Origin of the sequence: Candidatus Competibacter denitrificans Run_A_D11 (genome assembly GCF_001051235.1) — a bacterium.
GTDB classification, from domain to species: Bacteria; Pseudomonadota; Gammaproteobacteria; order Competibacterales; family Competibacteraceae; genus Competibacter_A; species Competibacter_A denitrificans.
In genome coordinates this window covers 1-24,527 of record NZ_CBTJ020000102.1, presented here as the reverse complement: position 1 = coordinate 24,527, position 24,527 = coordinate 1, and the positions used below count along the sequence as shown (strand labels likewise).

Here is a 24,527-nt window from a genome sequence, read left to right as displayed (position 1 = left end):
GTTTGTAAGTCAGCTAAATTTTTTCACCGAAACCGATGGCGGGAGACGGGTTTGACCAACCGCACCAAGGACACTGCCGGTTTATACCGCACCGGCCGCGAGGATGGGGAACGTCAGCTTCGCTTTGACCGAGGCACGCTGTTGCTGGAAGGCGTCGCCGAACTGCCGACCGGGCTTGATGACTGGTTTTGTTACGATCCGCGTGTGGATGCCTATCGTGCCCCGGCGAGTTGTTACAACGCCATCATTGGCCCGCTCAAAGGTGAACTAGCCCGCAACAAGGCACCGCGTTATCAGCGCCGGGAATTGAGTTGTGCGCTGGAAATGGTGCCTTATCCGCACCAGCGCGAAGCGCTGGCCGCTTGGCAGGCCGCTAAGGGACGGGGTGTTGTGGTGCTGCCAACCGGAGCCGGTAAAACTTTAGTCGGTCTCCTGGCGCTGTGCTGGGCACGGCGCGATGGGCTGATCCTGGTGCCGACCCTGGATCTGATGCAGCAATGGTATGCGCTACTGCGGGCTGCATTTCCCGATCAGGAGATCGGCCTGCTCGGTGGCGGTTACCACGAACCACAGCCGCTGACCATCGCCACTTACGACTCGGCGGCTCGTCATATCGAGCGTCTGGGCGACCGCTTCGGCCTGTTGATCTTTGATGAAGCCCATCATTTACCCTCCGAATTTTATCGGGCTATTGCCGAATTTTCGCTAGCGCCCTACCGACTGGGTCTGACCGCCACGCCAGAGCGGGGTGATGGCCGTGATGCTGACCTGCCCACCTTGGTCGGGCCGATCATTTATCGCAAGCGGCCGGAACAGTTGGCGGGCGATGTATTGGCAGATTTTCAGGTGCGACCCGTTCATGTCGATCTTTCCCCAGCAGAACGGTTGGCTTATAGCCAGGCATTGGAGGAGCGCAATAGCTTCTTGCAGGCCAACCGCTTATCTCTGAGTACCCTGGAGGGCTGGAACCGATTCGTGATGCTGTCGGCGCGCAGTGTCGAGGGCCGTCGGGCCATGCGTGCCCATCGTGATGCCCGCCGCATCGCTCATGCCACGCCAGGAAAACTGCGCGCGCTGGGAATGATTTTCGCCAACCATGCCGGCAACAAAACGGTGATTTTTACCGAAGATAACGCGACCGCTTATGAGGTTTCCCAACGCTTTCTGGTGCCTTGTCTCACTCATCAAACCCCGATCAAGGAGCGCCAGGCATTTTTGGATGGTTTCAAAACTGGCCTTTATACCGCCATTGTCACCAGCAACGTGTTGAATGAAGGCGTGGATGTGCCGGATGCCTCCATCGGTGTCATCCTTTCCGGTAGCGCCTCAGCGCGGGAATTCGTGCAACGCCTGGGGCGTATCCTGCGGCGCGGCGATGGCAAACGCGCCATTTTGTATGAAGTGATCGCCCGCGAAACCCGCGAGGAGCGAGTGGCGGATCGGCGGCGCTCTCCCCCTGAGGCCAGCCAAAAAGCCGAACGCATCACAGCAACACTCGCCTTATTCGAGCGATCTCCCGCCGACGCTGAGCGAGAGCGCCAGGGCGAAGGCGGCAACAGACCGCATAAGCCACGCTGACCGATGCTGCCTTCCGAGTTGCTGTTCTCCGTTAAGCGTGGTGCCCAGGTCTATCCACGCTTTTTACGCCGCGAGCAACACGTCTGGGCCGAGCAGGTTTTGCGATTACTCGGTGAGCATCGCCAGCGCACGCGCGGTGAGCTGGATGCCGCGCTGCGGGCGTTGGAAGGTGATTCGCCCGATTATCGGATCGTGCGTGGTTTCGCTCACCTGGCCTTGAACGCCGCTGAATTTGCGCTGGCGATTGGGGAACTGGAGCCGGAGGCGTTGCGCCGCGAGGTGTTTACACGAGCCGCCGAGCGCGGCGGCTATGGTGAAGCCCAAGCGCGAGAAGTGCTGGAAGACGTGGCGCCACGCTATCGCCTGGAAGCTGAGACCTTGCGCGAGGCGCTCTATGCTGATCTACCGGAAAACCATTTATTGGTGGCCTTGCCAGAGTTCACCGCTGACCAGTTGATTGACCGTTACAATCTGGCACAGGCGCAAGGCTTGCTCTATTCGGCGCTTTATCTGCGCTTGACCGCTCACCGCAATGTCCCCGGCGAATACCGGCGGCTGTTCCAGCACCTCAAATTTCATGGGCTGATGTACGCGGTCGAAGGCCACCTGGATGACGGTTACCAGATTTACGTCGATGGGCCGGCCAGTCTGTTTAAACAAACTCGCAAATACGGTCTGCAAATGGCGATGTTTCTGCCGGCGTTGCTGCGGGTCAGCCGCTGGGAGATGGAAGCCGTTTTGCAGCGAGATGGCGCGGAATTCAGTTATCGACTGGATTCACAATCACCGCTTAAGCCGCTGCAAAAGCCGCCGCCGGCTTACGATAGCTTGCTGGAAGAAACCTTCGCCCGGCGCTGGGAGAAGTTGGGTACTCCGTGGACGCTGGAGCGGGAAGTCGAAATCGTCGATCTGAAAGGCACGGTCTTCGTACCTGACTTTGCCTTGCGCCACCCGGACGGCCGCTTGGTGCATGTCGAAATCATGGGCTTCTGGCACCCGGACTATCTGCGCCGCAAGCTGGAGAAATTGCGCCGCGCCGCGATGCCGGATTTGATTGTCGCGGTTTCGGATCGGCTGAATGCGGGTGCGGACGATTTCCATGACGTACCGGGTCCAGTTATTTTCTTCAAAGGAAAGCTGGAACCTCGGCAAGTCTTGGCGATACTGGAACCGGCGACAGGGATATCCTTGATCTAAGCCTCAAAGAAGTGGGGTTTAATTTTTTTGTGGGGATCAATAGGCTAAAATCCATTGATACGGCCATTCTGCTACGGCTAATGTTCTATAAGTTCTATCCAGGACCAGCCGAAAAAGCGTTACATTGACAGTATCGTTCATCTTGAACGATGACAACACGAACTATAATTAGTCAGAATTATGAACGATTTTTTGGTGACCGCTTCGACGACACTTGGCGTGGTCGCGCTAGCCGAATTGGGGGACAAAACCCAGTTAGTCTGCATGACCTTAGCCGCCCGCCACCCACCTGCTCCAGTATTGCTCGGTGCGATTAGCGCGTTTGCTCTGTTAAATTTGTTGGCGGTGCTGTTTGGTGCGGCTGTAGCGGCTTGGTTACCGCAATGGTTGGTTGCCGCTGCGGTGGCTGTTTTGTTCGCGGTTTTCGGCTGGCGTGCATTTCGGGAAGCCGGCGAGGAGGCGGCCGATATCCGCGAGCCGGATGGCCGTAGTGTGTTTCTGTCGGCATTTGCCCTGATTTTTCTGGCCGAGCTGGGGGACAAGACCCAACTGGCGGTCGCGGGATTGGCGGGGACGGGGGCTGCCTTGCCGGTCTGGATCGGCGGAACTTTGGCTTTAGCTGCTACCTCGGCCCTGGGTGTGTGGGCGGGGCAGACTGTTTTGCGCCGGTTGCCGATGTATCTCCTGCACCGGCTGAGTGGTGGGTTATTTCTGCTGCTGGCCGTTATCGCCGGCTGGCGGGCTTTCGTCGCGTTTCCCACCTAGATCGAGGTCGGCGCGCCATGCCGCTTGTATTGCGACCGGCTTCCTCCCTGTCGTCCGCCGCTCATCTTGCCGGCGTCCTCTATGCGCTGGGCTGCTTTAGTATCTGGGGCCTGTTTCCGGTATATTTCAAATGGCTCCATCACGTTTCCGCGTTGGAAGTGCTGGCGCATCGCATCGTGTGGTCGGCTGTGTTGTTGCTGGCGCTGATCTTTTGGCGGGGAGAGGGACAAACCTTGTTGAATGCGCTGCGCGATCCGCGCCGCCTAGGCTTTTACCTCTGCACGACGCTGTTGATTGCCGCCAATTGGCTACTTTACATCTGGACGGTGCAAAACGGCCGGATTTTGCAAGCCAGCCTGGGTTATTACATCAATCCCTTGGTCAATGTGCTCTTGGGTGTGTTGGTGCTGGGTGAGCGCTTAAAACCCCTTCACTGGCTTGCAGTGGCCATCGCGGCGGGTGGGGTACTGATCCTGGTCGTGGGCTATGGCACCTTTCCCTGGATTTCCCTGGCTTTGGCCTTAAGTTTTGGGGGCTATGGGCTGCTGCGGAAAAAAGATGGCCACGCTGCTATCCTGGGATTGGCTGTGGAAACCGGGTTGCTGGCACCGGTGGCCTTGTTATTTCTGCTCGTGCTTGGGGTGAACGGTAGCGGTGCGTTCGGTGCGCTGGATCGAGAAACCGATGGATTGCTGTCCGCTGCTGGCTTAGTGACCGTGATTCCACTGGTGATGTTTTTGGAAGCTGGCCGTCGGCTCCATCTTTCCGTGGTGGGCTTGATTCAATACCTGACGCCGACCTTGCAGTTTCTGTTGGCGGTTGTGGTTTATCGGGAACCCTTTACCGCATTGCATCTCGCAGCCTTCGGCTGTATCTGGTTGGCCCTGACCGTTTATAGCGCCGATGCCTATAGCGTGTACCGCCATCGGATGAAGGGAAGCACGGCCGGTTTGCTGGGGCAGCAGGAGACCCCCTCTTGAAACAGCCGATCAGAAAGATCCAAATCAGCATTGTCGGCGTGCCGCTCTTTCTTATGGGCCTGTTCCTGGCTGGTATGCTGATTTTGCAAGATAGCGGATTCCAGAAGTTCTTGGCCGTCAGCTTGCTAATTTTGATCGTGCTGTTTATCGGCCTGTGCCATTCCATCAGCCGGCCGCTGTACCTGATTTCCCGAAGCCTGCACCATCAGGATGCGGCCCCACTCGCTGGGCTGGCCGATGAGCGTACCGAGTTTGGCCAGTTGGCTCGGCTGATCCAGGAGTTTTTCCGGCAACGGGAGGAACTGATTGCTGAAATTCAGGAGCGACAGCGGGCGGAACAGCAATTGCGCCTATTTTCGCGGGCCATTGAACAAAGCGCCAACCTGGTAATGATCACCGATTGTGAAGGCATCATCGAATACGTTAACCCGAAATTTACCCAGGTAACCGGCTATACCGAAGCCGAAGCCATCGGCGCCAATCCTCGTTTTCTCAAATCCGGTCGCACCGCATCGGAACAATATCGGCGACTGTGGCAAACGATCCTGGCCGGCAACGAGTGGCGCGGCGAGTTTTGCAATCGCCGTAAGGATGGAACCCTGTATTGGGAATTGACTGCAATTGCACCCTTGCGCGACGAACGGGGGACGACTACCCATTTCCTCGCCATCAAGGAAGATATTACCAATCGCAAAAAGATCGAAGCGGCTTTGCACGCTAGTGAGCTGAAATATCGCAACGTGTTCGCCACCATTGGGGATGCTTTGTTTTTGGTCGATGGTCGCGATGGGCGCATCCTGACCGTCAATCCGGCGGCTTGCACGCTGTATGGTTACTCGCGGAAAGAGTTGCTGGCACTGAAGGATATCGATCTAGCCAGCGATCCCACGAGCGATGCGCAATTGCCACGCGCCGAATCGCGGCGGCTGATGGATCGCTGGCATCGCCGCAAGGATGGGACCGCCTTTCCGGCCGATCTCTGGGTGCGGCATTTCAACTATAAGGGCCACACGATTACAGTTGCCGCCGTCCGCGACATGAGCGCGCAAAAGCTAGTGGAACGAAAAGTCGTGCGCCTGAACAGTCTATATGCCGCGCTCAGTCGCACGAACGCCGCGATTATGAGGCAGGCTAAGCCGGATGACCTGTTCCGGCAGGTCTGCCAGATTGTGGCCGAGTTGGAGCAGATCGTGCTGGTGTCGATCAGTTTCGTGAACCCGGAAACGTCTTGGCTGGAAGCCGCCGCCTACGCCGGTACGCCAGCCGCGCTTGCGCTTCACCCGACGGTGCCCCACGCCACCACTGATCCCAGCCTAGCTGAAGGGATGGGGCCTTGCGGTATGGCATTTCGTTTGGGTAATCCGGTGGTCAGCAACGACTTCCTAAACGACCCGGACAGCGGGCCATGGCAAGAGTGGGCCAATCACCTGGGCGTGCGGGCGGCCGCGGCGTTTCCGCTGCGCCGCAGCGGCGGGGTGATCGGTTGTCTAACCGCCTGTGCGTTGGAACTCGGCTTTTTCGCCGATGACATCACCGGATTACTCACCAATTTAGCCGGTGAAGTCTCTTTCGCTCTCGATCTGTTTGACCGCGAAACCCAGCGCGAAGTCGTTGCCCAGCACATCCAGCATATGGCGACCCACGATCCCCTGACTGGGCTGCCTAACCGAACCTTGTTATTGGATCGACTATCACAAGCGATCCATGGCGCTCGGCGCAAACAACATTATGTCGGAATCCTGTTTCTAGATCTCGATCACTTCAAGACGCTCAACGATTCGCTGGGTCATGATATCGGTGACCAGTTGCTGCGCGCTGTTACCGAACGCCTGCGCGATTCGGTCCGGCAGGAGGACACGTTGGCACGCCAGGGCGGTGACGAGTTTATCCTGGTGTTACCGGATATGGCTGAACCGGCCTTTGCCGGCCGAGTGGCGGAGCATCTGCTACGGGCGCTGCGGGCGCCATTTGCTTTGTACCATCACATCATGCACGTCAATGCCAGTATTGGGATCAGTGTATATCCCGTCGATAGCGAAGATCCGATGACCCTCATTCGCTTCGCTGACAGCGCGATGTATCACGCCAAAGCGGCCGGGCGTGCCGATTATGTATTTTTTACCTCCGAGCTTAATGTCCGGGTATCAGAGCTATTCATCTTAAGTAACCAATTGCGCCAAGCCTTGGAACGGGAAGAGTTCATCCTGCATTACCAACCGCAAATCGACCTAGCGACCTACCGGGTGACTGGGATGGAAGCCCTCATTCGCTGGCGTCATCCTGACAAGGGCTTGATTTCACCGATCAAATTTATTCCTATCGCCGAGGAAGCTGGCTTGATCAGTGCCATCGGTGAATGGACGCTGCGGACGGCCTGCGCTCAGGCACGGCGCTGGCAGGATGCCGGATTGCCGGCGGTACCCATCGCGGTCAATCTGTCGGCCCCACAATGGTTGCAGCCCGACCTCGAAAAGCAGGTCATCACCGCGCTGGAAAGCCAAAGCTTGGCCCCACATCTCCTGGAGCTAGAACTGACCGAAAGCCTGCTGATGCGCGATACCGACAAGATGATCCAAACCATGCACCGACTGCGGGCGCGTGGGGTGCGGTTTGCCGTTGACGATTTCGGAATCGGCTATTCCAGCTTGAGCTACCTCAAACAGTTTCCCGTCGATCATCTCAAAATCGACCAATCTTTCGTGCGGGATATTCCAGCCGACCCTGACGATGCGGCCATTGCCACCGCGATCATCCAGTTGGGGAAGAGCTTGCGCTTAACCGTCATTGCCGAAGGTGTCGAGACCTCAGCGCAGCTCAACTTTCTGCGCGAGCACGGTTGCGATATAGCCCAAGGCTATTATTTCAGCAGCCCGCTGCCGGCCGATGGTTGTGCGGAGTTTCTGGCCAGACAGTCGGGCGTGAATTGAGCGGCGGGCTGGGGCGTGCCTTGGGGAGAAACGGCACGCCCTGAGTGAAACCCTGCGCTGGGTTAGGAAAAAGTCGCTTTTTCGCGCTCACGCATCGTTGTTGCCGAGCACGACCCGCTTACGCTGCTTGGCAAATTCGAGCAAGCGGCGGATCGGAACCGCCGCGCGGGCACGAATCGCTTCGTCGATCTGGATTTCATTCGCACCGGTTTCCAACACGCGGGCCAGGTTGCGCAAGCCGTTCATCGCCATCCATGGGCAATGGGCGCAACTGACGCAGGTGGCACCCTTGCCGGCTACCGGGGCTTCAAGGAACTCCTTGTCGGGGGCAATCTGTTTCATCTTGTGAAACAAGCCGTTATCAGTGGCAACGATAAATTTTTTCGCTGACAATTTGCGAGCGGCTTCGACTATCGCGGTGGTCGAACCTACCACATCAGCCTGGGCGATGACATCCAGCGGTGATTCGGGGTGGACCAATACCTTGGCGTCGGGGTGTTCGGCGCGCAGCTTACGCAAGCCATCGGCTTTAAATGCTTCATGCACCACGCAAGCGGCGCCCCACAGCAACATGTCGGCACCGGTTTCGCGCTGGATATAGGCGCCTAAATGCCGATCCGGTGCCCAGATCAACTTATCACCGCGCTCGGCCAGATGGCTGATCAGCTCCAGAGCAATGCCCGAAGTGACCACCCAGTCGGAACGTGCTTTGACTGCGGCGCTGGTGTTGGCATAGACCACCACCGTCCGGTCGGGATGCTGGTCGCAGAATGCGGCAAACTCATCGGCCGGGCAGCCTAAATCCAGCGAGCATTCCGCCTGTAAGTCAGGCATCAGTACCCGCTTCTCAGGATTAAGAATCTTGGCGGTTTCGCCCATGAACCGCACGCCGGCCACGACGAGGGTGCTAGCTTTCGATTCAGCGCCGAAGCGGGCCATATCAAGCGAATCGGAGACATAGCCGCCGGTGGCGTCCGCCAGTTCTTGCAGTTCTGGTGCGGTGTAGTAATGGGCCACCAGCGTGGCGTCCTGCTCGACCAACAGGCGCTTGATCTTGGCCACGAGCCGCTCCCGTTCCATGGCATCCAATGATTCGACTACGGTGGGCGGTACTTGTGCGGGTGACAAGCGACGATCCTGCAAGATGATCGGGGAAGCGACAGCGCTCATGATAGTTCTCCGGCGACCGGCTGCGGCCGCGTCACTTGATAAAATCAACCTGGCCGGGACGCTTGGCCCGGAATAATCGTGCCGGGCGATGGCCATACTGCCGCGCCATCTCTCCGGTCGCCTCGATGCAATCCAGTGCTAAGATGCGCTTGCGAAAATTGCGCTTGTCCAACAGCTCTCCCAAAATGATTTCATGCACGGCCTGTAACTGGCTCAGGGTGAAACACTCCGGCATTAGCTGTAGAGCGATGGTCGAATACGCCAGTTTGGCCGCTAACCGGCGCCGGGCCAGTGTGACGATAGCAGCATGATCCAGCGCCAGAACCGGCATGTCGTCCACCGCGACCCAGCGAGTTTCTGCGATGGCCGGAACCGCATCAGCCAACGAAAACCCGGCACGAACCAGCGCGTAATAAGCCACCGCTACTGCCCGTTGCCCGCTATCCCGGTTAGGTTCTCCAAAGGTATAAAGCTGCTCCAGATAGATTTCGCCCAGGCCGGTTTGCTCCGCCAAATGACGGCGCGCGGCGGCATCCAAATCTTCCTCGCCACCCACAGGTCCGCCTGGTAGTCGCCAGGTCGTTGCCTGTTGTACCAACAACACCGCCAAGCGTTCGGTGCAGATCGCAAACGGTACGATCTCGGCGGTCAGAAGCAGCGGTATCCTCAGGGTCATCGCCTGGCATCCGATCATGGTGTTGAGATTACACTAATATATTAGTGTTGTTTTTACACTATTGCAATCGGATGACAGAAATTTTTCGAAAGGATGAAAAACCGGTAAATCCTGAAAACGCCGCCCAGCGGATTTCGCTAGAATAAGCGCTCACGGTCAGCGCGATAAAACGCAGCGGAGATAACGACAATGACAGCGCGGCGAGAAACGGTAGTGCTAGTGCATGGCTTGTATGTCCATGGCCTGTGGATGCGCTTGCTGGAGTATTGGTTGGAGGAATCGGGTTATCAGACCATCAACTACTCTTATCCCAGCATGACCCGATCCCCAGCGGAAAATGCCCACGATCTCCAGGCGCTGTTGAGCCAAGTCGATACCCCGATCATTCATTTTCTTGCTCACAGCATGGGCGGGTTGGTGGTGCGGCATTTATTTCATATCTATCCGAAGCAGAAACCCGGCCAGGTGGTGACGATGGGCACACCTCATCAGGGCAGCTACGCCGCGCAGATCATGCACGGGACTGGTCTGGGCTTCTGCGTTGGTCGGGGTTTGGAGGGTGGACTGCTGGGCGATGCACCACCTTGGGTGGCCTCTAACCGCATCGGCTCCATCGCGGGTACTTTAAATATCGGTTTTGGGCTTTTATTTCCCGGTATGCCGGCACCTTCCGACGGGATGATCGCGGTGGTCGAAACCCAGTTTTCCGGCTTGAGCGATCATATTTGTTTGCCGGTGTCGCACATGCAGATGCTGGTGGACCCCACCGCAGTTGCCCAGGCTATCGCGTTCTTCGCCACCGGCCGGTTTCGCCATGCGGCCTTTTCCGCATGGCAAGACGATAAAGTGCCGGTATCCTCCCAGCTTTGAGTTTCCAAACAGGTCCTTTTGGCAATATCAAGCTCGCGGGCGGCACGAGTCAGATTACCGTGGGTGGCGGCAATCGCACGCCGGATGAGATCGGCTTCGCTCTCGGAGAGTCTGAATGCCGCACTGGCGCCTGCTTCATCGCCCGCTACATCGGCCATAAAATCAAGCGGTAAGTCCTCGACCCCAAGCACCGGATGGTCGCTCATCAAGACCATGCTCTCGATCACGTTATGCAGTTCCCGGACATTGCCCGGCCACGCATAGTGTTCCAGCCGGGCGATGATCGCTTCATAGATAACCGTTCCAGGGGTTACCCACCTGGAGCGGTTCCGCGTTTGCTACAGATTGGCCGAGCGCCACCAGTTGCTGTGATCCTTTCTCAGGACGACGGGAGAGAGCATCGGGTAATAAACTAGTTCCTCACCGATGCCCGCAAAAAAGCCGTTTTTGACCATGCGGAACGGGAATTCGAGCGAGTGGACGCGATGCACCAGCTTGTTCTGCTTCGAGACCGGCTCCAGCTCCATCAACGCCTCGCGCAGGTGCTGCATGAAGGAATACGGCAAATCGCCCTCTCGACCGTTCGCCGGATCACGCGCCAGCATCCCCAATTCCAGTTCGACGAAGCACATGCCAGGAAAGCGGAACGAATGGGAGGGCTTGGTCACCACATCGGCATAGTAAGCAGCCGGATCAAACACGCTCACCACCAGGCTGTTGATTGGCGCAAGGTCCTGATACATGTGCAGTTCCTTCTCGACCTTCGGCAGCGCCTCCCCACGGCTCAAGCCCAGCGTTTCGCCCATTGCCGTGGTCAGGTACATCTTGCCCAGGGCGCTGACGGGAAGATGTTCCGTCACCCGATACATCGAAACGTAGATCGAATTTTTGGGTGAGCCGTCGGCCTTGGCCACGCAGCGCTTATAACAGCCGTCAATGTCGAAATACGGATGCCGGTAGTTCGGATCGACTTCAAAGAACACCGCCTGGCCCTTCGATTTGAACTTGTGCCCCGTCGCGTAATACTGGCCGAACTTTTCGGGCGGCAGCATGGAGGCAATCAGCGCTTCTGGAATCAATGAATAGTAGAGATGGATAGACATGTGATCGGTCCTTTATTAGAAGAATCAATGTTCTGGATTCGCCTTCACCGTCGCGGCACGCAGGGAAGCGTGTACTGCTCCCTTCAGAGCATCATAGCGACGATGCGGCGTAATAACCATTAATGTTCAGCGGTCTTGGCGACGATACGCATCCCGTAGAAACTGCGGTACACGAACACCAGATTGACGGCCAGGAACGCGGCAGCCAACAGCCAGACCAAGCCCTGATAGCCCTGCGCCTGCAAGCCCACCGCCATTTCCACCGCCAGCAGCCCAAACAGGGTGGTGAACTTGATGATCGGGTTCATCGCCACCGACGCGGTGTCCTTGAAAGGATCGCCCACGGTATCGCCGACCACTGAGGCATTGTGCAGGTCGGTGCCCTTGGCGTGCATTTCCGTTTCGACGATTTTCTTGGCGTTGTCCCAGGCGCCACCGGCGTTGGCCATAAACACCGCTTGGTACAGCCCGATGATCGCTAGCGAAATCAGGTAGCCGATGAAGAAGAACGGTTCGAGGAAGGCACAGGCCAGGGTGCCGAAGAACACCGCCAGAAAGATGTTGAACATGCCTTTTTGCGCGTAGATCGTGCAAATCTCGACGACCTTTTTACTGTCTTTCTGCGAGGCTTTGATGACCTCATCGAGCCGGATATGGGTGCTGATGAACTCCACCGCCCGGTAAGCGCCGGTCGAGACCGCCTGGGTGCTGGCCCCGGAGAACCAGAAGATAGTCGCGCCGCCGCTGATCAGACCGAGCAGGAAAGGCGGATGCAGCAATGACAGCTTATCCAGATTCTCGGTCAGTCCCGCCGTCAACAGCATGACGATGGAAAATACCATGGTCGCCGCACCGACCACTGCCGTGCCGATCAATACCGGCTTGGCGGTCGCCTTGAAGGTGTTACCCGCGCCGTCGTTCTCTTCCAGCAGGAATTTGGCGGAACGGAAATCGAGATCGAAGCCGAAATCCCGCTTGATTTCCTCCTCAATGCCAGGAATTTGCTCAATGGTGGACAACTCATAGACCGACTGGGCGTTGTCAGTGACCGGGCCGTAGCTGTCCACGGCAATCGTCACCGGCCCCATACCGAGGAAACCAAACGCGACCAGTCCGAACGAAAACACCGCCGCCATCATGGTGGCCTTCGCGAGATCGGGATTGATCACGGCGGTCAGTTGAAATTGCGACAGCAGATAAGACCCGGCCATCAGCGCCACGATGATCACCCCAATCCAGAACGCCGAGAAATAACCGGCGACAATCCCGGACAGGATGTTCAGACTGGCCCCGCCTGCTTTGGAGGCGGTCACCACTTCGCGGACGTGTTTGGAATTGGTCGAGGTGAAGACCTTGACCACTTCGGGAATGATCGCGCCCGCCAGCGTGCCCAGGGTGATGATCAGCGACAGTTGCCACCACAGATGGCCGTAAATTTTGCCATCGACCACGAAGTGACCGATCAGCAAATACGACACGAAGAAGGTCAGCACCAGCGAAACGCCGGAGGTGATCCAGACCAGCGAGGTCAACGGTTCCTCGAAATCAAAACGTGACTTGTCGGCGTAGCGCTGCTCGGCCAGCCGACTATTGCCGAAGTAGGAAATGCCCGAAGCGATGATCATCATCACCCGCATGACGAATAGCCAGACCAGCAGTTGCACCTGCACCGCCGGTTCCGGCACCGCCAGCATGATGAAGCTGATCAGCGCGACGCCGGTGACGCCGTAGGTCTCGAAGCCGTCGGCGGTGGGGCCGACCGAATCGCCCGCGTTGTCGCCGGCGCAGTCGGCGATCACGCCGGGATTGCGGGCGTCGTCCTCCTGGATGCCGAACTCGATCTTCATCAAATCCGAGCCGATGTCGGCGATCTTGGTGAAGATGCCGCCGGCGATACGCAGCGCCGCCGCGCCCAGCGATTCGCCAATGGCGAAACCGATGAAGCATTTGCCCGCCAGCGATGGCGGCACGAACAGCATGATGCCGAGCATGATCAACAGCTCGGTCGAGATCAACAGCATTCCAATCGCGATACCCGACTTGATCGGAATGGCGTAGACCGGAAAGGGTCTGGCCGCCAGCGAGGCGAAGGCGGTGCGACTGTTGGCCAGGGTGTTGATGCGGATGCCGAACCAGGCCACCAGGTAGGAACCGGCGATGCCGACCAGCGAAAAGGCCAGGATCAGGCTGACATCGGACACGGGAAGCTGCTGAATGAAGTAGAAATAACCGATCATGATGACTGCCGTGAACGCTTCCAGGATCAGCAGGAACTTGCCCTGGGTGATCATGTAGGTCTTGCAGGTCTCATAGATCAGTTCGCTGACCTCAGCCATGGAGCGATGCACCGGCAGGCGCACGATCTGGTAGTAAATGACGCCGCCGAAGACCAGGCCGCCGAGACAGACCAGCAGGCCGACAAACAGCAGCGACCAGCCCGACGCGCCGCCAAAGAACGCCGCCAGCGACGTATCGCTCAAATCGGGCAATACCAGATTGGCCTCGCTGACGTGGGCTGTCGCCGCCAGCGCGGGCAGCGCGCCCGCTGCCAGGATAAACAGCAGCAAGATAAGAACACCACGCACTATGGGCTGTGCGGGCACCATCGTAAAATTCAATGTCATCAGGGTTCCTCAAAGAAAGTTTGCATTCATTAAAGCTAGGCAATGCGGCTTGCAGAGAGGCGGGAAGATTGCGGGTGGGAATTTTTTCCAGGGCTTAGGATATCAATCTTTAGCGAAGAGCCTGTTTTAGATGGCTTAAGCGCCAAAGCCAGGTCTGCACAGTGCTGTGCTGTTGCCTGGGAATGGCGGCGCTGCAACGAAACCCGAAGCGGTCCTGGAAAAATCAATCATTCAGTCCGCCTCTTGCACTGAAGATTGCCTGCCTGGCAGCTTAACAAATCCCCGCAGCCGTAGACACCAAACCTAAGCCCGGCCCGGCGCCCGAAATATCCGTGCCACGGATGATAGCTGCAATGCAGCATAATCAGAACACATCGTGGCTATTGATAAAACAAGGCGTAGTATTGCATTGCAATAAAATAATGCAGTGTGTATCGAATGATTGAAAATCGGACGAGCGGCCGAAAATCGAACGCTCACCAATCCGCACAAATCGACCGCCCCAACCAACCCAGGCGCAGAGGCTGGGGGTCGTCCTATCCCCTAGCAGCTTGATGAATCGAGGGTCTCTGGCAGAAAATCCTGATAAACTGATCACTGGTTTTGACAGGTTTTCAAGGCACGAGGCTTTTCATGGCAGGACATAGTAAATGGGCCAATATCCAGCATCGGAAAAACGCCCAAGATTCCAAGCGCGGCAAACTGTTCACGCGCTTAATCCGCGAGATTACAGTCTCATCGCGTATGAGTGGGGGCGATCCGAGTGCCAACCCTCGATTGCGGCTGGCGATGGACAAGGCGCTTACCGCTAACATGCCCAGAGACACCATTGAGCGTGCGATCAAACGCGGCACCGGTGGCCTGGAAGGGGTTGAATACGAAGAAATTCGCTACGAAGGTTATGGGCCTGGCGGCGTGGCCGTGATGGTCGATGCCATGACCGATAACCGCAACCGCACGGTCGCGGAAGTCCGCCACGCTTTCAGCAAATGCGGTGGCAATCTCGGTACCAGCGGGTCGGTAGGATTCCAGTTTACCGAACAAGGGGTGTTGAACTATTCGGTCGGTTGCAATGAAGAGCGCATCATGGAAGTCGCCATTGAAGCGGGCGCGGAGGATGTGGTGAGCTATCCCGATGGTTCGGTGGATGTGCTGACCACACCCAGTGCCTTTTCCCAGGTCAAGGAAGCCATGCAAGCGGCCAAGCTGGAGCCGGAAGCCGCTGAAGTCACCCAGCGCGCTGCGTCCAATATCACCCTGGGTTTTGAAGATGCCCAGAAGATGGTCAAGCTGCTGGAGTTGCTGGAAGATTTGGATGACACCCAGAATGTCTATTCCAACGCCGATATCCCCGATGACATTCTGGCGAAACTCTAGGCGTGACGACCATCCGGCTCATGGGCATCGATCCCGGTTCGCGGATCACCGGTTATGGCATCATTGATATCGATGGCCCACGCCGTTGTTATATCGCCAGCGGTTGCATCCAGACCGCGAGCGACCGCCCCTTGCCGGAGCGGTTGAAAACGATCTTTGAGGAAATCACCACGGTTGTGCGGACTTATCAGCCACAGGAAGTGGCGGTCGAACAAGTCTTTATGCATCGCAATCCCGATTCTGCACTCAAGCTTGGCCAAGCGCGTGGCGCGGCATTATGTGCCGTGGTGATGGCGGGATTGTCGGTTAATGAGTACGCGCCACGGGCGATTAAACAGGCTGTGGTAGGGAGTGGCGCGGCGGACAAGCTTCAGGTGCAGCACATGATGAAGTTGTTACTGAAGCTGGCGGAGGCGCCGGCGGCGGATGCCGCTGATGCGTTGGCAGTGGCGATTTGCCATGGCCATACCCGACAAACTCAGCAACGACTCGGCGCGGCGGTGGTACAGGCCGGGAGACGGCGGTGATCGGTCGTTTGCGCGGCGTGCTGGCCTGGAAGCAACCGCCCTGGCTGCTGATTGACGCCAATGGAGTGGGCTACGAGTTGGAGGCATCGCTGACCACATTCCAAACCTTACCGGAGATCGGCGCGGACGTCATGCTGCATACGCATCTGGCCGTGCGCGAAGACGCTCACACGCTGTATGGATTTGCGACGCCGAGCGAGCGAGCGCTGTTTCGTAATCTGATCCGGGTGACCGGTATCGGGCCGCGCGTCGCCTTGCTGATCTTGTCGGGAATGAGCGTGGATCTGTTTGGCCGTTGTGTGCGCGAGGGCGACGCAGCCGCGCTGACCCGTTTGCCCGGCATTGGCAAAAAAACCGCTGAGCGCCTGATCATTGAGATGCGTGATCGCGTCGGCGAGCTGGGCCTAGATCCCACAGTAGTGACCTTACCCGGTGAGCGCTCAGGTGCCCTGGCCATTAACCCGGTCGATGACGCCATCAGCGCTTTGGTGGCGCTGGGCTACCGATTGCCAGACGCTGCGCGGATGGTGCAAACCATCGCGCCGGAAGGATTAACCAGCGAAGCGATTATCCGGCAGGCGTTGCAAGCCAGCGTGCGCCGCTGAGTGGAGTGTCTCTGCCTTCGTGTTAGTCGTTCCAATGCCGGTCACATGCCCTGACCGTTGGCTGTGACACATTTCCCCAATTCGTCCTAAATCACCATCGCCATGGAACCATCGGATCGTCTCATCTCCCCGACCGCGCGCAGTGAGGATGCCACGCTGGATCGGGCAGTGCGCCCACGCCGCTTGGCCGAATACATCGGTCAGCAAGCCATGCGTGAGCAACTGGAGATTTATATCCAAGCCGCGCGCGGACGCAGTGAGGCGCTAGATCATGTTTTACTGTTCGGGCCACCAGGCCTGGGCAAAACGACGCTGGCGCATATCGTCGCCGCTGAAATGGGCGTCAACCTGCGCCAGACATCGGGGCCGGTCATTGAACGACCCGGCGATCTGGCGGCGCTGCTGACCAATCTGGAGCCACGCGATGTGTTGTTCATCGACGAGATTCATCGCTTAAGCCCGGTCGTAGAGGAAGTGTTATATCCGGCGATGGAGGATTACCAGATCGATATTCTGATCGGTGAAGGGCCGGCGGCCCGGTCGATCAAGCTCGATTTACCGCCGTTTACCCTGGTCGGTGCCACGACTCGCGCGGGTTTGTTGACCTCGCCGCTGCGCGACCGTTTTGGGATTGTGCATCGCCTGGAGTTTTACACGCCGGAGGAATTGACCGAAATCGTGGCCCGGTCGGCGCGGATTCTCGCCATTGAGACCGATTGCCCCGAGGGCGCGATGGAGATTGGTCGCCGTTCGCGGGGCACGCCACGCATTGCTAATCGGCTGCTGCGGCGCGTGCGCGATTTCGCGCAGGTCCGCGCGGATGGGCGGATCACTGTCGAGGTCGCTAAACTGGCTCTGGATTTGCTGAAAGTGGATGATCGCGGTTTCGATGAGCAGGACCGGCGCTTGCTGTGGCTGATGATTGATAAGTTTGGTGGCGGGCCGGTGGGTCTGGATACTCTGTCGGCGGCCCTGAGCGAAGAGCGCGGCACCATTGAAGACGTGTTAGAACCGTTTCTGATTCAGCAGGGTTTTTTAATGCGTACCCCGCGTGGGCGGGTGGCAACAGCGCACGCTTATCGCCATTTCGGGCTGACGGCTGTCGGCAATCCGGCCGGTAGCGGGGATTTGTTTGGTCCAGACGCCTAGCTGATTAGGGTTTGGGTGGAGTCGGTGGAGTTGGCGAAGCTGGTGGAGTTGGTGGGGTTGATGGCGTCGCGGGTGGTGCGCTGGTATTGCCTGAAGGTGTACTAGGCGGCGATTTGACCTGCGGCGCGCTCGCTGGTGTCTGCGCGGGGGGATTAGCACCGACCGTCGGTTTGGCTGGCGTCGGCGCAGTTGTTGGGGTTGCGGGAGGGGTCGGCTTGTCTGGTTCGTCGGCTTCGTCGGCTTCGTTGGGAGAGTTAGCGTCGGTATCCGGCGGTAAGTTCTCCAAAGCGATTTCGTACTCGTCCACCGTGAGCGTGCCATCGTGGTCGTTGTCGGCGGCTTCGAAATCCAGCCCTTCGACATTGGCAGCTTCATCAGCGCTGATCAGGCCGTCGCCGTCGGTATCGGTTTCCTCGAATGTCAACGGGGCTACGGCGAAGGCAGGGGATACTGCTAATAATAGAGCCGATAGAATCAAAATACGCATTAGAGTCCTCCGCCGGGGTGCGGTGATTCAGCTTCAGTTAAACGTGATTGCGGGATTTTAACGGAACATGGATAAATTTGTTTGGCCGGTCCGGGTCTATTACGAAGATACCGATAGCGGCGGTGTGGTTTATTATGCCAATTATCTAAAATTTATGGAGCGTGCCCGCACCGAATGGTTGCGCGCGCACGGCTTCGAGCAAGATGCACTGCTGCGCGATCAACGCCTCATGTTCGCGGTACGGTCACTGAGCATTGACTATCAGCAGCCGGCGCACTTTAACGACCTCTTGGCGGTGGTGAGTCGAGTGGTGGAGGCGCGAGGAGCCACGCTGGTATTTGAGCAAACCGTCGAGCGCGATCCGTCCGCCCAGGTGCTTTGTGCTGCGCGGGTTCGGGTGGCTTGTATTGACGCGCAAACGTTCCGAGCACGCCGGATTCCTCGGGAATTATTGGGGGAGAGAGGAGGGGATGTAGGTGACCCATGATTTGTCGTTTTGGAGTTTGATCGCTAACGCCAGTTTGATCGTGCAGTTGATCATGCTGGCGCTGGCGCTGGTCTCTTTGGGGTCATGGTGGGTGATCGTCAAGAAGGGCTTGGTGCTGGCCTCGGCCAAGCGGGCTACCGACCAGTTCGAAGACGATTTTTGGTCCGGGATTGAACTGGCCTCGCTCTACTCGCGCGTCAGCCGTCAAAAAGAAGTCGTGGCGGGGATGGAGGCGATTTTTCTGGCTGGTTTTCAAGAGTTTCTGCGATTGCGCGCTCAGCCGAACGTCGATCCTGAATCGGTGGTTAGCGGCGCTCAGCGGGCGATGCGCGCGGCCGGTTCACGCGAATTGGACGACTTGGAAACGTATTTGTCATTGCTGGCGACGACCGGTTCGACCAGTCCTTATATTGGGCTGTTCGGCACCGTTTGGGGCATCATGAATGCGTTCCGAGCGCTGGGATTGGTCCAGCAGGCGACCCTGGCACAGGTAGCGCCGGGTATTGCGGAGGCTTTGATTGCGACCGCGATGGGCTTGTTTGCAGCGATTCCCGCCGTCATTTTTTATAATCGCTATGCCCATGAGGTGGACCGTTTGGCCAATCGTTATGAGACGTTCATGGAAGAGTTCTCAAATATCTTGCAGCGCCAGTCTTATAGTTTGCGCAAGAGCTATGCCGATGCCGCTGCCCGCGCTGCGGCCCCGCAAGGTTAAGCCATGGCTCGCCGCAGTTCGCACGGTCGTCTGAAAGCGGAAATCAATATCGTCCCCTACATCGACGTGATGTTGGTGTTGCTGGTCATTTTCATGGTTACAGCACCCTTGCTCAATCAGGGGGTTGAAGTGGATCTTCCCAAGGCGGCGGCCGAGAGGATCGATACCAAAGAGCGGGATACCGAAGTGGTCGTGTTGTCGGTTCAGAAAAATGGCCTGTGCTATCTCAATGTCGGCTCAGAAAAAGCGGAGTCGGTGAATTGCGCAAGCCTAGAGCCGCGTCTGGCGGATATCCGTGAGCGTTTAAGCCGGAAACCGCAGCCCCCGGTGTTGGTACGGGCCGACCGAGAGCTGAAGTACGATGACGTAATCAAGGCAATGGCCGTTCTGCGAGATGCGGGAGCAGCCAAGGTTGGGTTGTCCACAGCCCCGCCCGATGGGCAATCGATTCCACCTTAGTACTAACCGATGCAACTGGAGCGTGGCACCAAAACTCAGGATATTGTGGCAGGGGTGGCTACAGTCGCCATCCACGCCCTCGCCCTGATCTTTTTGTTGCTCAACTTGAATCTTACCACCGGCGCGCCGCATCTTCCGCCGGAGGAGATTCAGCCGATTCCAGCCGAGGTGATTGATGAATTGGCTGTTCGAGAAGAATTGGCACGCCAGGCGGAAGAAGAGCGCAAGCGTCAGCATGAAGAAGCGGAGCGACAAGCGCGCTTAGCTCGCGCTGAACGGGAAGCTCGTCTGGCGGAGGAACGCAGACAAGCGGAGATCCGCCGTCAACGAGCAGAAGAGGCGCGACGGGAAGCGGCGGAAGCGGCGAAGCAAGAGGCGGATGCAGAGGCCAGGCGAGAAGCGGCTGAGGAGGCCAAACGCCAGGCAGAGGAGGCGAAGCGGGAGGCTGCGGAAGAAGCCAGACGGAAGGAAGCCGCAGAAGTGAGGCGTGCCGCTGCCGAGGAGAGACAGCGGGAAGCGGCGGAAGCGGCAAAACGACAAGCGGCCGAAGAAGCCAAACGGCAGGCTCAGGAAGCCAAGCGTAAGGCGGCTGAGGAAGCCAAACGGCTAGCCCTTGTGGAAACCAAGCGGGAAGCCGCCCAAGAGGCAAAACGACAAGCGGCCGCTGAGGCGAAGCAGGAGGCCGCGGAAGAAGCCAGGCGGATCGCTGCCGAGGAGGCCAAGCGTCAAGCAGCCGTAGAAGCCAGACAACAAGCTGCTGCGGAAGCGAGGCAACAAGCCGCTGCTGAGGCCAAGCGTCAAGCAGCCGCAGAGGCGAAACGGGCCGCAGCCGAAGAAGCAAAACGGGAAGCGACCGCCGAGGCCAAGCGTCAAGCAGCGTTAGAGGCCAGACAACAAGCCGCTGCTGAGGCCAAGCGTCAAGCAGCCGCAGAGGCGAAGCGAGCAGCGACGGAAGAAGCCAAGCGGGCTGCCGCCGAAGAAGCGAAGCGTCAAGCAGCCGCAGAGGCCAGACAACAGGCGGCGGCGGAAGCGAGGCAACAAGCCGCTGCTGAGGCCAAGCGTCAAGCAGCCACAGAGGCGAAGCGAGCAGCGGCGGAAGAAGCCAAGCGGGCTGCCGCTGAGGAAGCCAAGCGGGAGGCTGCGGCGGAAGCCAAGCGAGCCGCTGCCGAAGAGGCTAAACGGCAAGCAGCCGCTGAAGCGAAGCGAGCAGCGGCGGAAGAAGCCAAGCGAGCTGCTGCCGAGGAAGCGAAGCGGGAGGCTGCGGCGGAAGCAAAACGCGCCGCCGCTGCCGAAGAAGCCAAACGGCAAGCAGCAGAAGAGGCGCGGCGCAAAGCGGAAGAAGCACGCGCGCTGGCACAAAAACTGGCTGCACAAGAACACGCCAAGGCCACCGCTACTGCCCACGCCGGTAACGTGATCGGGCCTTATGTCGAGCGGCACTGGACTCCTCTTGCCAGTAGTGAGGGAGGCTTGGTTTGTTTGCTGAGAATCACAATCACCGGTTCCGGGCAAGTGACCAACGTACAAGTGGTGAAAGGTAGCGGTGACAGCTTATTTGACAATTCGGCGGTTGCCGCTGCCCGTCGGGCGTCACCGTTGCCCATGCCGGCCGATCCGGCAGTGGCGCAAGAGTTGCGCCCCACCTTTATTCTGAGATTCCGACCGAAGTAAGCTATGCGTTTAAACCACTGCACTTACACTTAAGATTGGCGTTGTTGAGGAGATCAGTCGTTGAAAGCGTTTTTGAAAATTTTTGGAGCATTGATGCTCCTGGTGGGAAGCGGGTCGCTTGCCCATGCCGAACTGACCATTGATGTGACCAAAGGCATTCAGGGTGGCGGTATTCCTATCGCCATTGCACCGTTTGCGGGAGGTGCATCGGAAAATATCGCCGGCATCATTGCATCCGATCTCAAGCGTACCGGGAAATTCGCCCCCCAATCTCCAGACGTGCGGGCCGACTATGCCGTCACTGGGCAGGCCAGTCCTGGCGGTTCGCGCGGTTATGTCGTGCGCTTCCAGTTGGCCGGAGCACAGGGTAGCCAACTGTTAAACCTGTCTTTTGATGTACCACCCAATCAATTGCGGCCGGTGGCCCATCGCATCAGCGATCTGATCTACGAGAAACTCACCGGTGAAAAGGGCTTATCCGGTACCCGGATCGCCTTTGTCACCGCCGGTGGCGGCTCGTGGTTCCTAGTGATCGCCGACGCCGACGGCCAGAATCCGAAAGTGATTTTGCGTTCCACCCAGCCCATCATGTCTCCAGCCTGGTCGCCGGATGGTTCCAGGCTGGCCTATGTCTCTTTCGAAGGGCGCCGGCCCCAGATTGTCGTCCAAGAAGTCTACACCGGCGCCCGGCGTACCGTCTCGGCGGCCCCAGGCATCAACGGTGCTCCCTCATGGGCACCGAACGGGCAACGCCTGGCGTTTACCTTGTCCAAAGACGGTAACCCAGAAATTTATTCCCTGGATCTGGGCAGCCCGAACCCGGTTCGTCTCACCAACGGAAGCGCCATTGATACCGAGCCGGTCTGGCTGCCTGATGGCAGCGTGGTCTTTACCTCGGATCGCGGCGGCTCACCGCAACTGTATCGCATTGGGCCAGGGGGTGGCGCGGCCCAGCGGTTGACCTTCGAGGGGAGCTACAACGCCAAGCCGACCGTTTCGCCGGATGGCCGGTATATCGCGATGGTTCATCAGCGCAATAGTCGATTTTATATCGCTGTGCTGGATATGAAGACGCGCCAATTTCGGGTGCTGACCTCCGGTGGATTGGACGAATCGCCCAGTTTCGCCCCCAACGGCAGAATGATCATTTACTCGGACGGCCAACGGCTGAACGCGATATCGGTAGATGGTGGCGTCAAACAAGATTTCGTTTTGCGCGGCAGAGCGCGTGATCCAGTCTGGGCGCCTTACAGTCGCTAGCTGATTGTTAACTCAATATTGAAGGGAAGAAGCCATGCACTATTTTGTCAGAACGTTGATCGCCGCCGCTTCACTTGCGTTGTTGGCCAGTTGCGCCTCAACCGGTGAAAACACCGAAGAGAATGCCCAAGACGCGACCGCCCAACCCCAGGGCGTCGAGCAGCAAGCCGCCGGTCAGGCGGAAGCTTATAGCTATCCCTACGGCCAAGCTCCGAGTAACTATGACGCTTACGACACCAGTGGCGGCGGTACGGCCAACTATGCCGGTGGTGGTCAGCCTGCCAAGGGTAGCACGGGCGGTAGTATGGTCTCGGCTGACCGGATCATTTATTTCGAATACGATAGTTCCAATATCCGCGCCGAAAGTCGCCCGGTCATCGAAGCCAATGCCCGTGCCTTGGCGGGTAACAGCCGCGCGGTTACCCAATTGGAGGGGCATACCGACGAACGTGGCAGTCGCGAATACAACATCGCCTTGGGCGAGCGGCGGGCGAATGCCGTCCGTCAGGTGATGGTGGCGATGGGCGTTTCTCCACAGCAGATTCGGGTCATGAGTTATGGTGAGGAACGGCCGGCATCCGGCGGTCAGGACGAGCAGAGCTACGCTTTGAACCGTCGGGTAGAAATTTTGTACTGATCGCTGATTCTCATGCCCCGTTACCGGTTATTTTGGCCCTTGCTGGCGGTATTGGGGGGCATTACGCCCCTCGGTGCCGTTGACGCCGAACCCGTGCCAAACAATGAGCTGACTTTGGAGTTAGTGGAACGGGTGGGGCGTTTGGAAGCCGAGGTTCGACACCTGCGAGGCCAACTGGAAATCCAGCGCTATCGAATCGAACAGATCCAGCAACAACGTGCGCTACCGGCCCCAGTCCCACCTTCTTCTCCGGCAGCGGAGGGGCAACCGGAAATGGTTCAGCCTCCCGCATCTTCAGTGCAAACTCCCCACTCGCCCGCGCTTTCAGTGCAGCCGGCGGCGACTGATTCGGTTACCACCCAACCGGCTGAGCCGGCCTCGGCACGAACTGAGCAGGCCGATTTTGATGCGGCTTTGGGGGAATTGCGCGAGGGTCGGTATGATGAGGCGGCGACCCGTTTCCAGCGCTTTTTAGCAGCTTATCCCAACGGTGCTCTGGTCGGTGATGCCCAGTATTGGCTGGGAGAATCCCACTACTTCAGCCAGAATTACAGTGCGGCCAAGCAAGCTTTCATTGATTTGGGATTGCATTATCCGCAAAGTGCGCGCTTGCCAGATGCACTGCTGAAACTCGGCTATATCTATGGACAACAAGGCGATAGCGAACGGGCACGAGAAGTGTTTGAGAAGCTGCTCCAGGTTTACCCTGGCACTCAAGCCGCTAGTCTCGCCGAACGGCGCTTGCAAATGTTGCCCTGATCACGCAATCAACCCTTGCCATTTTGTTCGATTGTTGTAGGATTGACGACCTTTTAGGGCCGTTAGCTCAGTCGGTAGAGCAGCAGACTTTTAATCTGTTGGTCGTGCGTTCGAATCGCACACGGCCCACCAGATAAAACAAGGGGTTAGGCGATAGCCTAGCCCCTTTATTTTTTCTGTTGTCCACTGGTTGTCCACCTGCTGGCAATAAAGCGCAACAATCTACAGCAGTTTTATAAGGGAAAATCCTTATGCCTTCTTATGAATAAAAGACATTTCAATATTCATAGGAGTTACGCAGTTGAAATTCTAAGTGATTGATTAATGGAAAATTTCGGTTGTCTACCGCACAAGTCGATTTCTTTTAAAATCAGAGTGTTAGAGATCCAACTGCGTAACTCCTAATTCATTAGGAGTTACGCAGTTGGTTGATAAAGAGCGATAAGGAAGGTTATGAACCCACCGAAAGTCACAGATGAAGACTACATCCAGTTTCTGATAGCG

At 57.9% G+C, this 24,527-nt stretch carries 23 protein-coding genes, 1 tRNA gene and 1 pseudogene; 19 read left to right on the top strand and 6 right to left on the bottom strand.

Annotated elements, in window-relative coordinates; all coding sequences use genetic code 11:
• The first annotated feature begins 51 nt into the window (after positions 1 to 51).
• From BN873_RS16465 to BN873_RS16445, 5 genes are all read left to right on the top strand, one after another.
• Positions 52 to 1,578, top strand: coding sequence for a DEAD/DEAH box helicase family protein (locus tag BN873_RS16465; protein WP_071244398.1), 1,527 nt, complete (start codon positions 52 to 54; stop codon positions 1,576 to 1,578).
• A 3-nt stretch (positions 1,579 to 1,581) separates the two neighbouring features.
• On the top strand, positions 1,582 to 2,775 hold the full coding sequence (locus BN873_RS16460) for a DUF790 family protein (protein WP_048676308.1): 1,194 nt from the start codon (positions 1,582 to 1,584) through the stop codon (positions 2,773 to 2,775).
• 180 nt (positions 2,776 to 2,955) lie between these two features.
• The gene (locus BN873_RS16455; protein ID WP_048676305.1) at positions 2,956 to 3,540 is read left to right on the top strand and encodes a TMEM165/GDT1 family protein; all 585 of its coding nucleotides are present in this window, start codon (positions 2,956 to 2,958) and stop codon (positions 3,538 to 3,540) included.
• 17 nt (positions 3,541 to 3,557) lie between these two features.
• A complete protein-coding gene (rarD, locus tag BN873_RS16450) occupies positions 3,558 to 4,520 on the top strand; it encodes an EamA family transporter RarD (RefSeq protein ID WP_048676303.1) in 963 nt (320 codons plus the stop codon).
• Positions 4,517 to 7,447 carry a sensor domain-containing protein gene (locus BN873_RS16445; protein WP_048676299.1) on the top strand — a complete coding sequence of 977 codons (2,931 nt, stop codon included), beginning with the start codon at positions 4,517 to 4,519 and terminating at the stop codon, positions 7,445 to 7,447. Before rarD ends, BN873_RS16445 begins: the two co-directional genes overlap by 4 nt.
• Before the next feature lie 87 nt (positions 7,448 to 7,534).
• Here BN873_RS16445 and nadA read toward each other — a convergent pair whose 3' ends face one another.
• Positions 7,535 to 8,617, bottom strand: a complete 1,083-nt coding sequence (nadA, locus tag BN873_RS16440; protein WP_053085430.1) for a quinolinate synthase NadA — start codon at positions 8,615 to 8,617, stop codon at positions 7,535 to 7,537.
• Between the two features lie 31 nt (positions 8,618 to 8,648).
• Positions 8,649 to 9,293 (bottom strand): NUDIX hydrolase, encoded by a 645-nt coding sequence (locus BN873_RS16435; protein WP_171820511.1) that lies wholly within the window; start codon positions 9,291 to 9,293, stop codon positions 8,649 to 8,651.
• A gap of 189 nt (positions 9,294 to 9,482) precedes the next feature.
• Between BN873_RS16435 and BN873_RS21060 the strand changes: the two are divergent.
• Positions 9,483 to 9,956: pseudogene (locus BN873_RS21060) on the top strand (esterase/lipase family protein); the annotation flags it as partial.
• A 56-nt stretch (positions 9,957 to 10,012) separates the two neighbouring features.
• On the opposite strand, the gene BN873_RS21055 reads toward BN873_RS21060, so the two are convergent.
• Positions 10,013 to 10,237, bottom strand: a complete 225-nt coding sequence (locus tag BN873_RS21055; protein ID WP_242434456.1) for a hypothetical protein — start codon at positions 10,235 to 10,237, stop codon at positions 10,013 to 10,015.
• On the opposite strand from BN873_RS21055, the gene BN873_RS21050 reads away from it, so the two are divergent.
• Positions 10,160 to 10,336, top strand: a complete 177-nt coding sequence (locus BN873_RS21050) for a hypothetical protein (RefSeq protein WP_242434457.1) — start codon at positions 10,160 to 10,162, stop codon at positions 10,334 to 10,336. The two genes, BN873_RS21055 and BN873_RS21050, sit on opposite strands and share 78 nt — an antisense overlap.
• Before the next feature lie 165 nt (positions 10,337 to 10,501).
• Here the strand turns inward: BN873_RS21050 and BN873_RS16425 are convergent, their stop codons facing one another.
• Both BN873_RS16425 and BN873_RS16420 read right to left on the bottom strand, forming a co-directional pair.
• Positions 10,502 to 11,266, bottom strand: a complete 765-nt coding sequence (locus BN873_RS16425; RefSeq protein ID WP_048676291.1) for a hypothetical protein — start codon at positions 11,264 to 11,266, stop codon at positions 10,502 to 10,504.
• A gap of 119 nt (positions 11,267 to 11,385) precedes the next feature.
• Positions 11,386 to 13,890, bottom strand: coding sequence for a sodium-translocating pyrophosphatase (locus tag BN873_RS16420; RefSeq protein ID WP_048676288.1), 2,505 nt, complete (start codon positions 13,888 to 13,890; stop codon positions 11,386 to 11,388).
• 633 nt (positions 13,891 to 14,523) lie between these two features.
• On the opposite strand from BN873_RS16420, the gene BN873_RS16415 reads away from it, so the two are divergent.
• From BN873_RS16415 to ruvB, 4 genes are all read left to right on the top strand, one after another.
• Complete coding sequence (locus tag BN873_RS16415; RefSeq protein WP_048676285.1) at positions 14,524 to 15,267, top strand: YebC/PmpR family DNA-binding transcriptional regulator; 744 nt, start codon at positions 14,524 to 14,526, stop codon at positions 15,265 to 15,267.
• A gap of 11 nt (positions 15,268 to 15,278) precedes the next feature.
• Complete coding sequence (gene ruvC / locus BN873_RS16410; RefSeq protein WP_048676387.1) at positions 15,279 to 15,794, top strand: crossover junction endodeoxyribonuclease RuvC; 516 nt, start codon at positions 15,279 to 15,281, stop codon at positions 15,792 to 15,794.
• Entirely contained in the window at positions 15,791 to 16,399 is a 609-nt protein-coding gene (gene ruvA / locus BN873_RS16405) for a Holliday junction branch migration protein RuvA (RefSeq protein WP_048676282.1), read from the top strand. The genes ruvC and ruvA overlap by 4 nt, the downstream gene beginning before the upstream one ends.
• Before the next feature lie 102 nt (positions 16,400 to 16,501).
• Positions 16,502 to 17,548 (top strand): Holliday junction branch migration DNA helicase RuvB, encoded by a 1,047-nt coding sequence (gene ruvB, locus BN873_RS16400; RefSeq protein ID WP_048676279.1) that lies wholly within the window; start codon positions 16,502 to 16,504, stop codon positions 17,546 to 17,548.
• Between the two features lie 4 nt (positions 17,549 to 17,552).
• Here ruvB and BN873_RS16395 read toward each other — a convergent pair whose 3' ends face one another.
• Entirely contained in the window at positions 17,553 to 18,035 is a 483-nt protein-coding gene (locus BN873_RS16395) for an EF-hand domain-containing protein (RefSeq protein ID WP_048676276.1), read from the bottom strand.
• Positions 18,036 to 18,102: 67 nt separating this feature from the next.
• Here BN873_RS16395 and ybgC point away from each other — a divergent pair, with 67 nt between their 5' ends.
• The 8 genes from ybgC to BN873_RS16355 all read left to right on the top strand — a co-directional run bounded on the left by ybgC (position 18,103) and on the right by BN873_RS16355 (position 24,155).
• Positions 18,103 to 18,522 (top strand): tol-pal system-associated acyl-CoA thioesterase, encoded by a 420-nt coding sequence (gene ybgC / locus BN873_RS16390; protein ID WP_048676273.1) that lies wholly within the window; start codon positions 18,103 to 18,105, stop codon positions 18,520 to 18,522.
• Positions 18,512 to 19,237, top strand: a complete 726-nt coding sequence (gene tolQ / locus BN873_RS16385; RefSeq protein ID WP_048676270.1) for a protein TolQ — start codon at positions 18,512 to 18,514, stop codon at positions 19,235 to 19,237. Before ybgC ends, tolQ begins: the two co-directional genes overlap by 11 nt.
• 3 nt (positions 19,238 to 19,240) lie before the next feature.
• The gene (gene tolR, locus BN873_RS16380; RefSeq protein ID WP_048676268.1) at positions 19,241 to 19,696 is read left to right on the top strand and encodes a protein TolR; all 456 of its coding nucleotides are present in this window, start codon (positions 19,241 to 19,243) and stop codon (positions 19,694 to 19,696) included.
• Between the two features lie 9 nt (positions 19,697 to 19,705).
• A complete protein-coding gene (gene tolA / locus BN873_RS18935) occupies positions 19,706 to 21,367 on the top strand; it encodes a cell envelope integrity protein TolA (RefSeq protein WP_053085429.1) in 1,662 nt (553 codons plus the stop codon).
• A 93-nt stretch (positions 21,368 to 21,460) separates the two neighbouring features.
• A complete protein-coding gene (gene tolB / locus BN873_RS16370) occupies positions 21,461 to 22,627 on the top strand; it encodes a Tol-Pal system beta propeller repeat protein TolB (protein ID WP_071244404.1) in 1,167 nt (388 codons plus the stop codon).
• A 34-nt stretch (positions 22,628 to 22,661) separates the two neighbouring features.
• On the top strand, positions 22,662 to 23,264 hold the full coding sequence (pal, locus tag BN873_RS18930) for a peptidoglycan-associated lipoprotein Pal (protein ID WP_053085428.1): 603 nt from the start codon (positions 22,662 to 22,664) through the stop codon (positions 23,262 to 23,264).
• 12 nt (positions 23,265 to 23,276) lie between these two features.
• Positions 23,277 to 24,023: a tol-pal system protein YbgF gene (gene ybgF, locus BN873_RS16360; protein WP_048676263.1), complete on the top strand. Its 747-nt coding sequence runs from the start codon at positions 23,277 to 23,279 to the stop codon at positions 24,021 to 24,023.
• A 56-nt stretch (positions 24,024 to 24,079) separates the two neighbouring features.
• Positions 24,080 to 24,155: transfer RNA gene (locus BN873_RS16355), tRNA-Lys, on the top strand.
• The last annotated feature ends 372 nt before the right edge of the window (positions 24,156 to 24,527 follow it).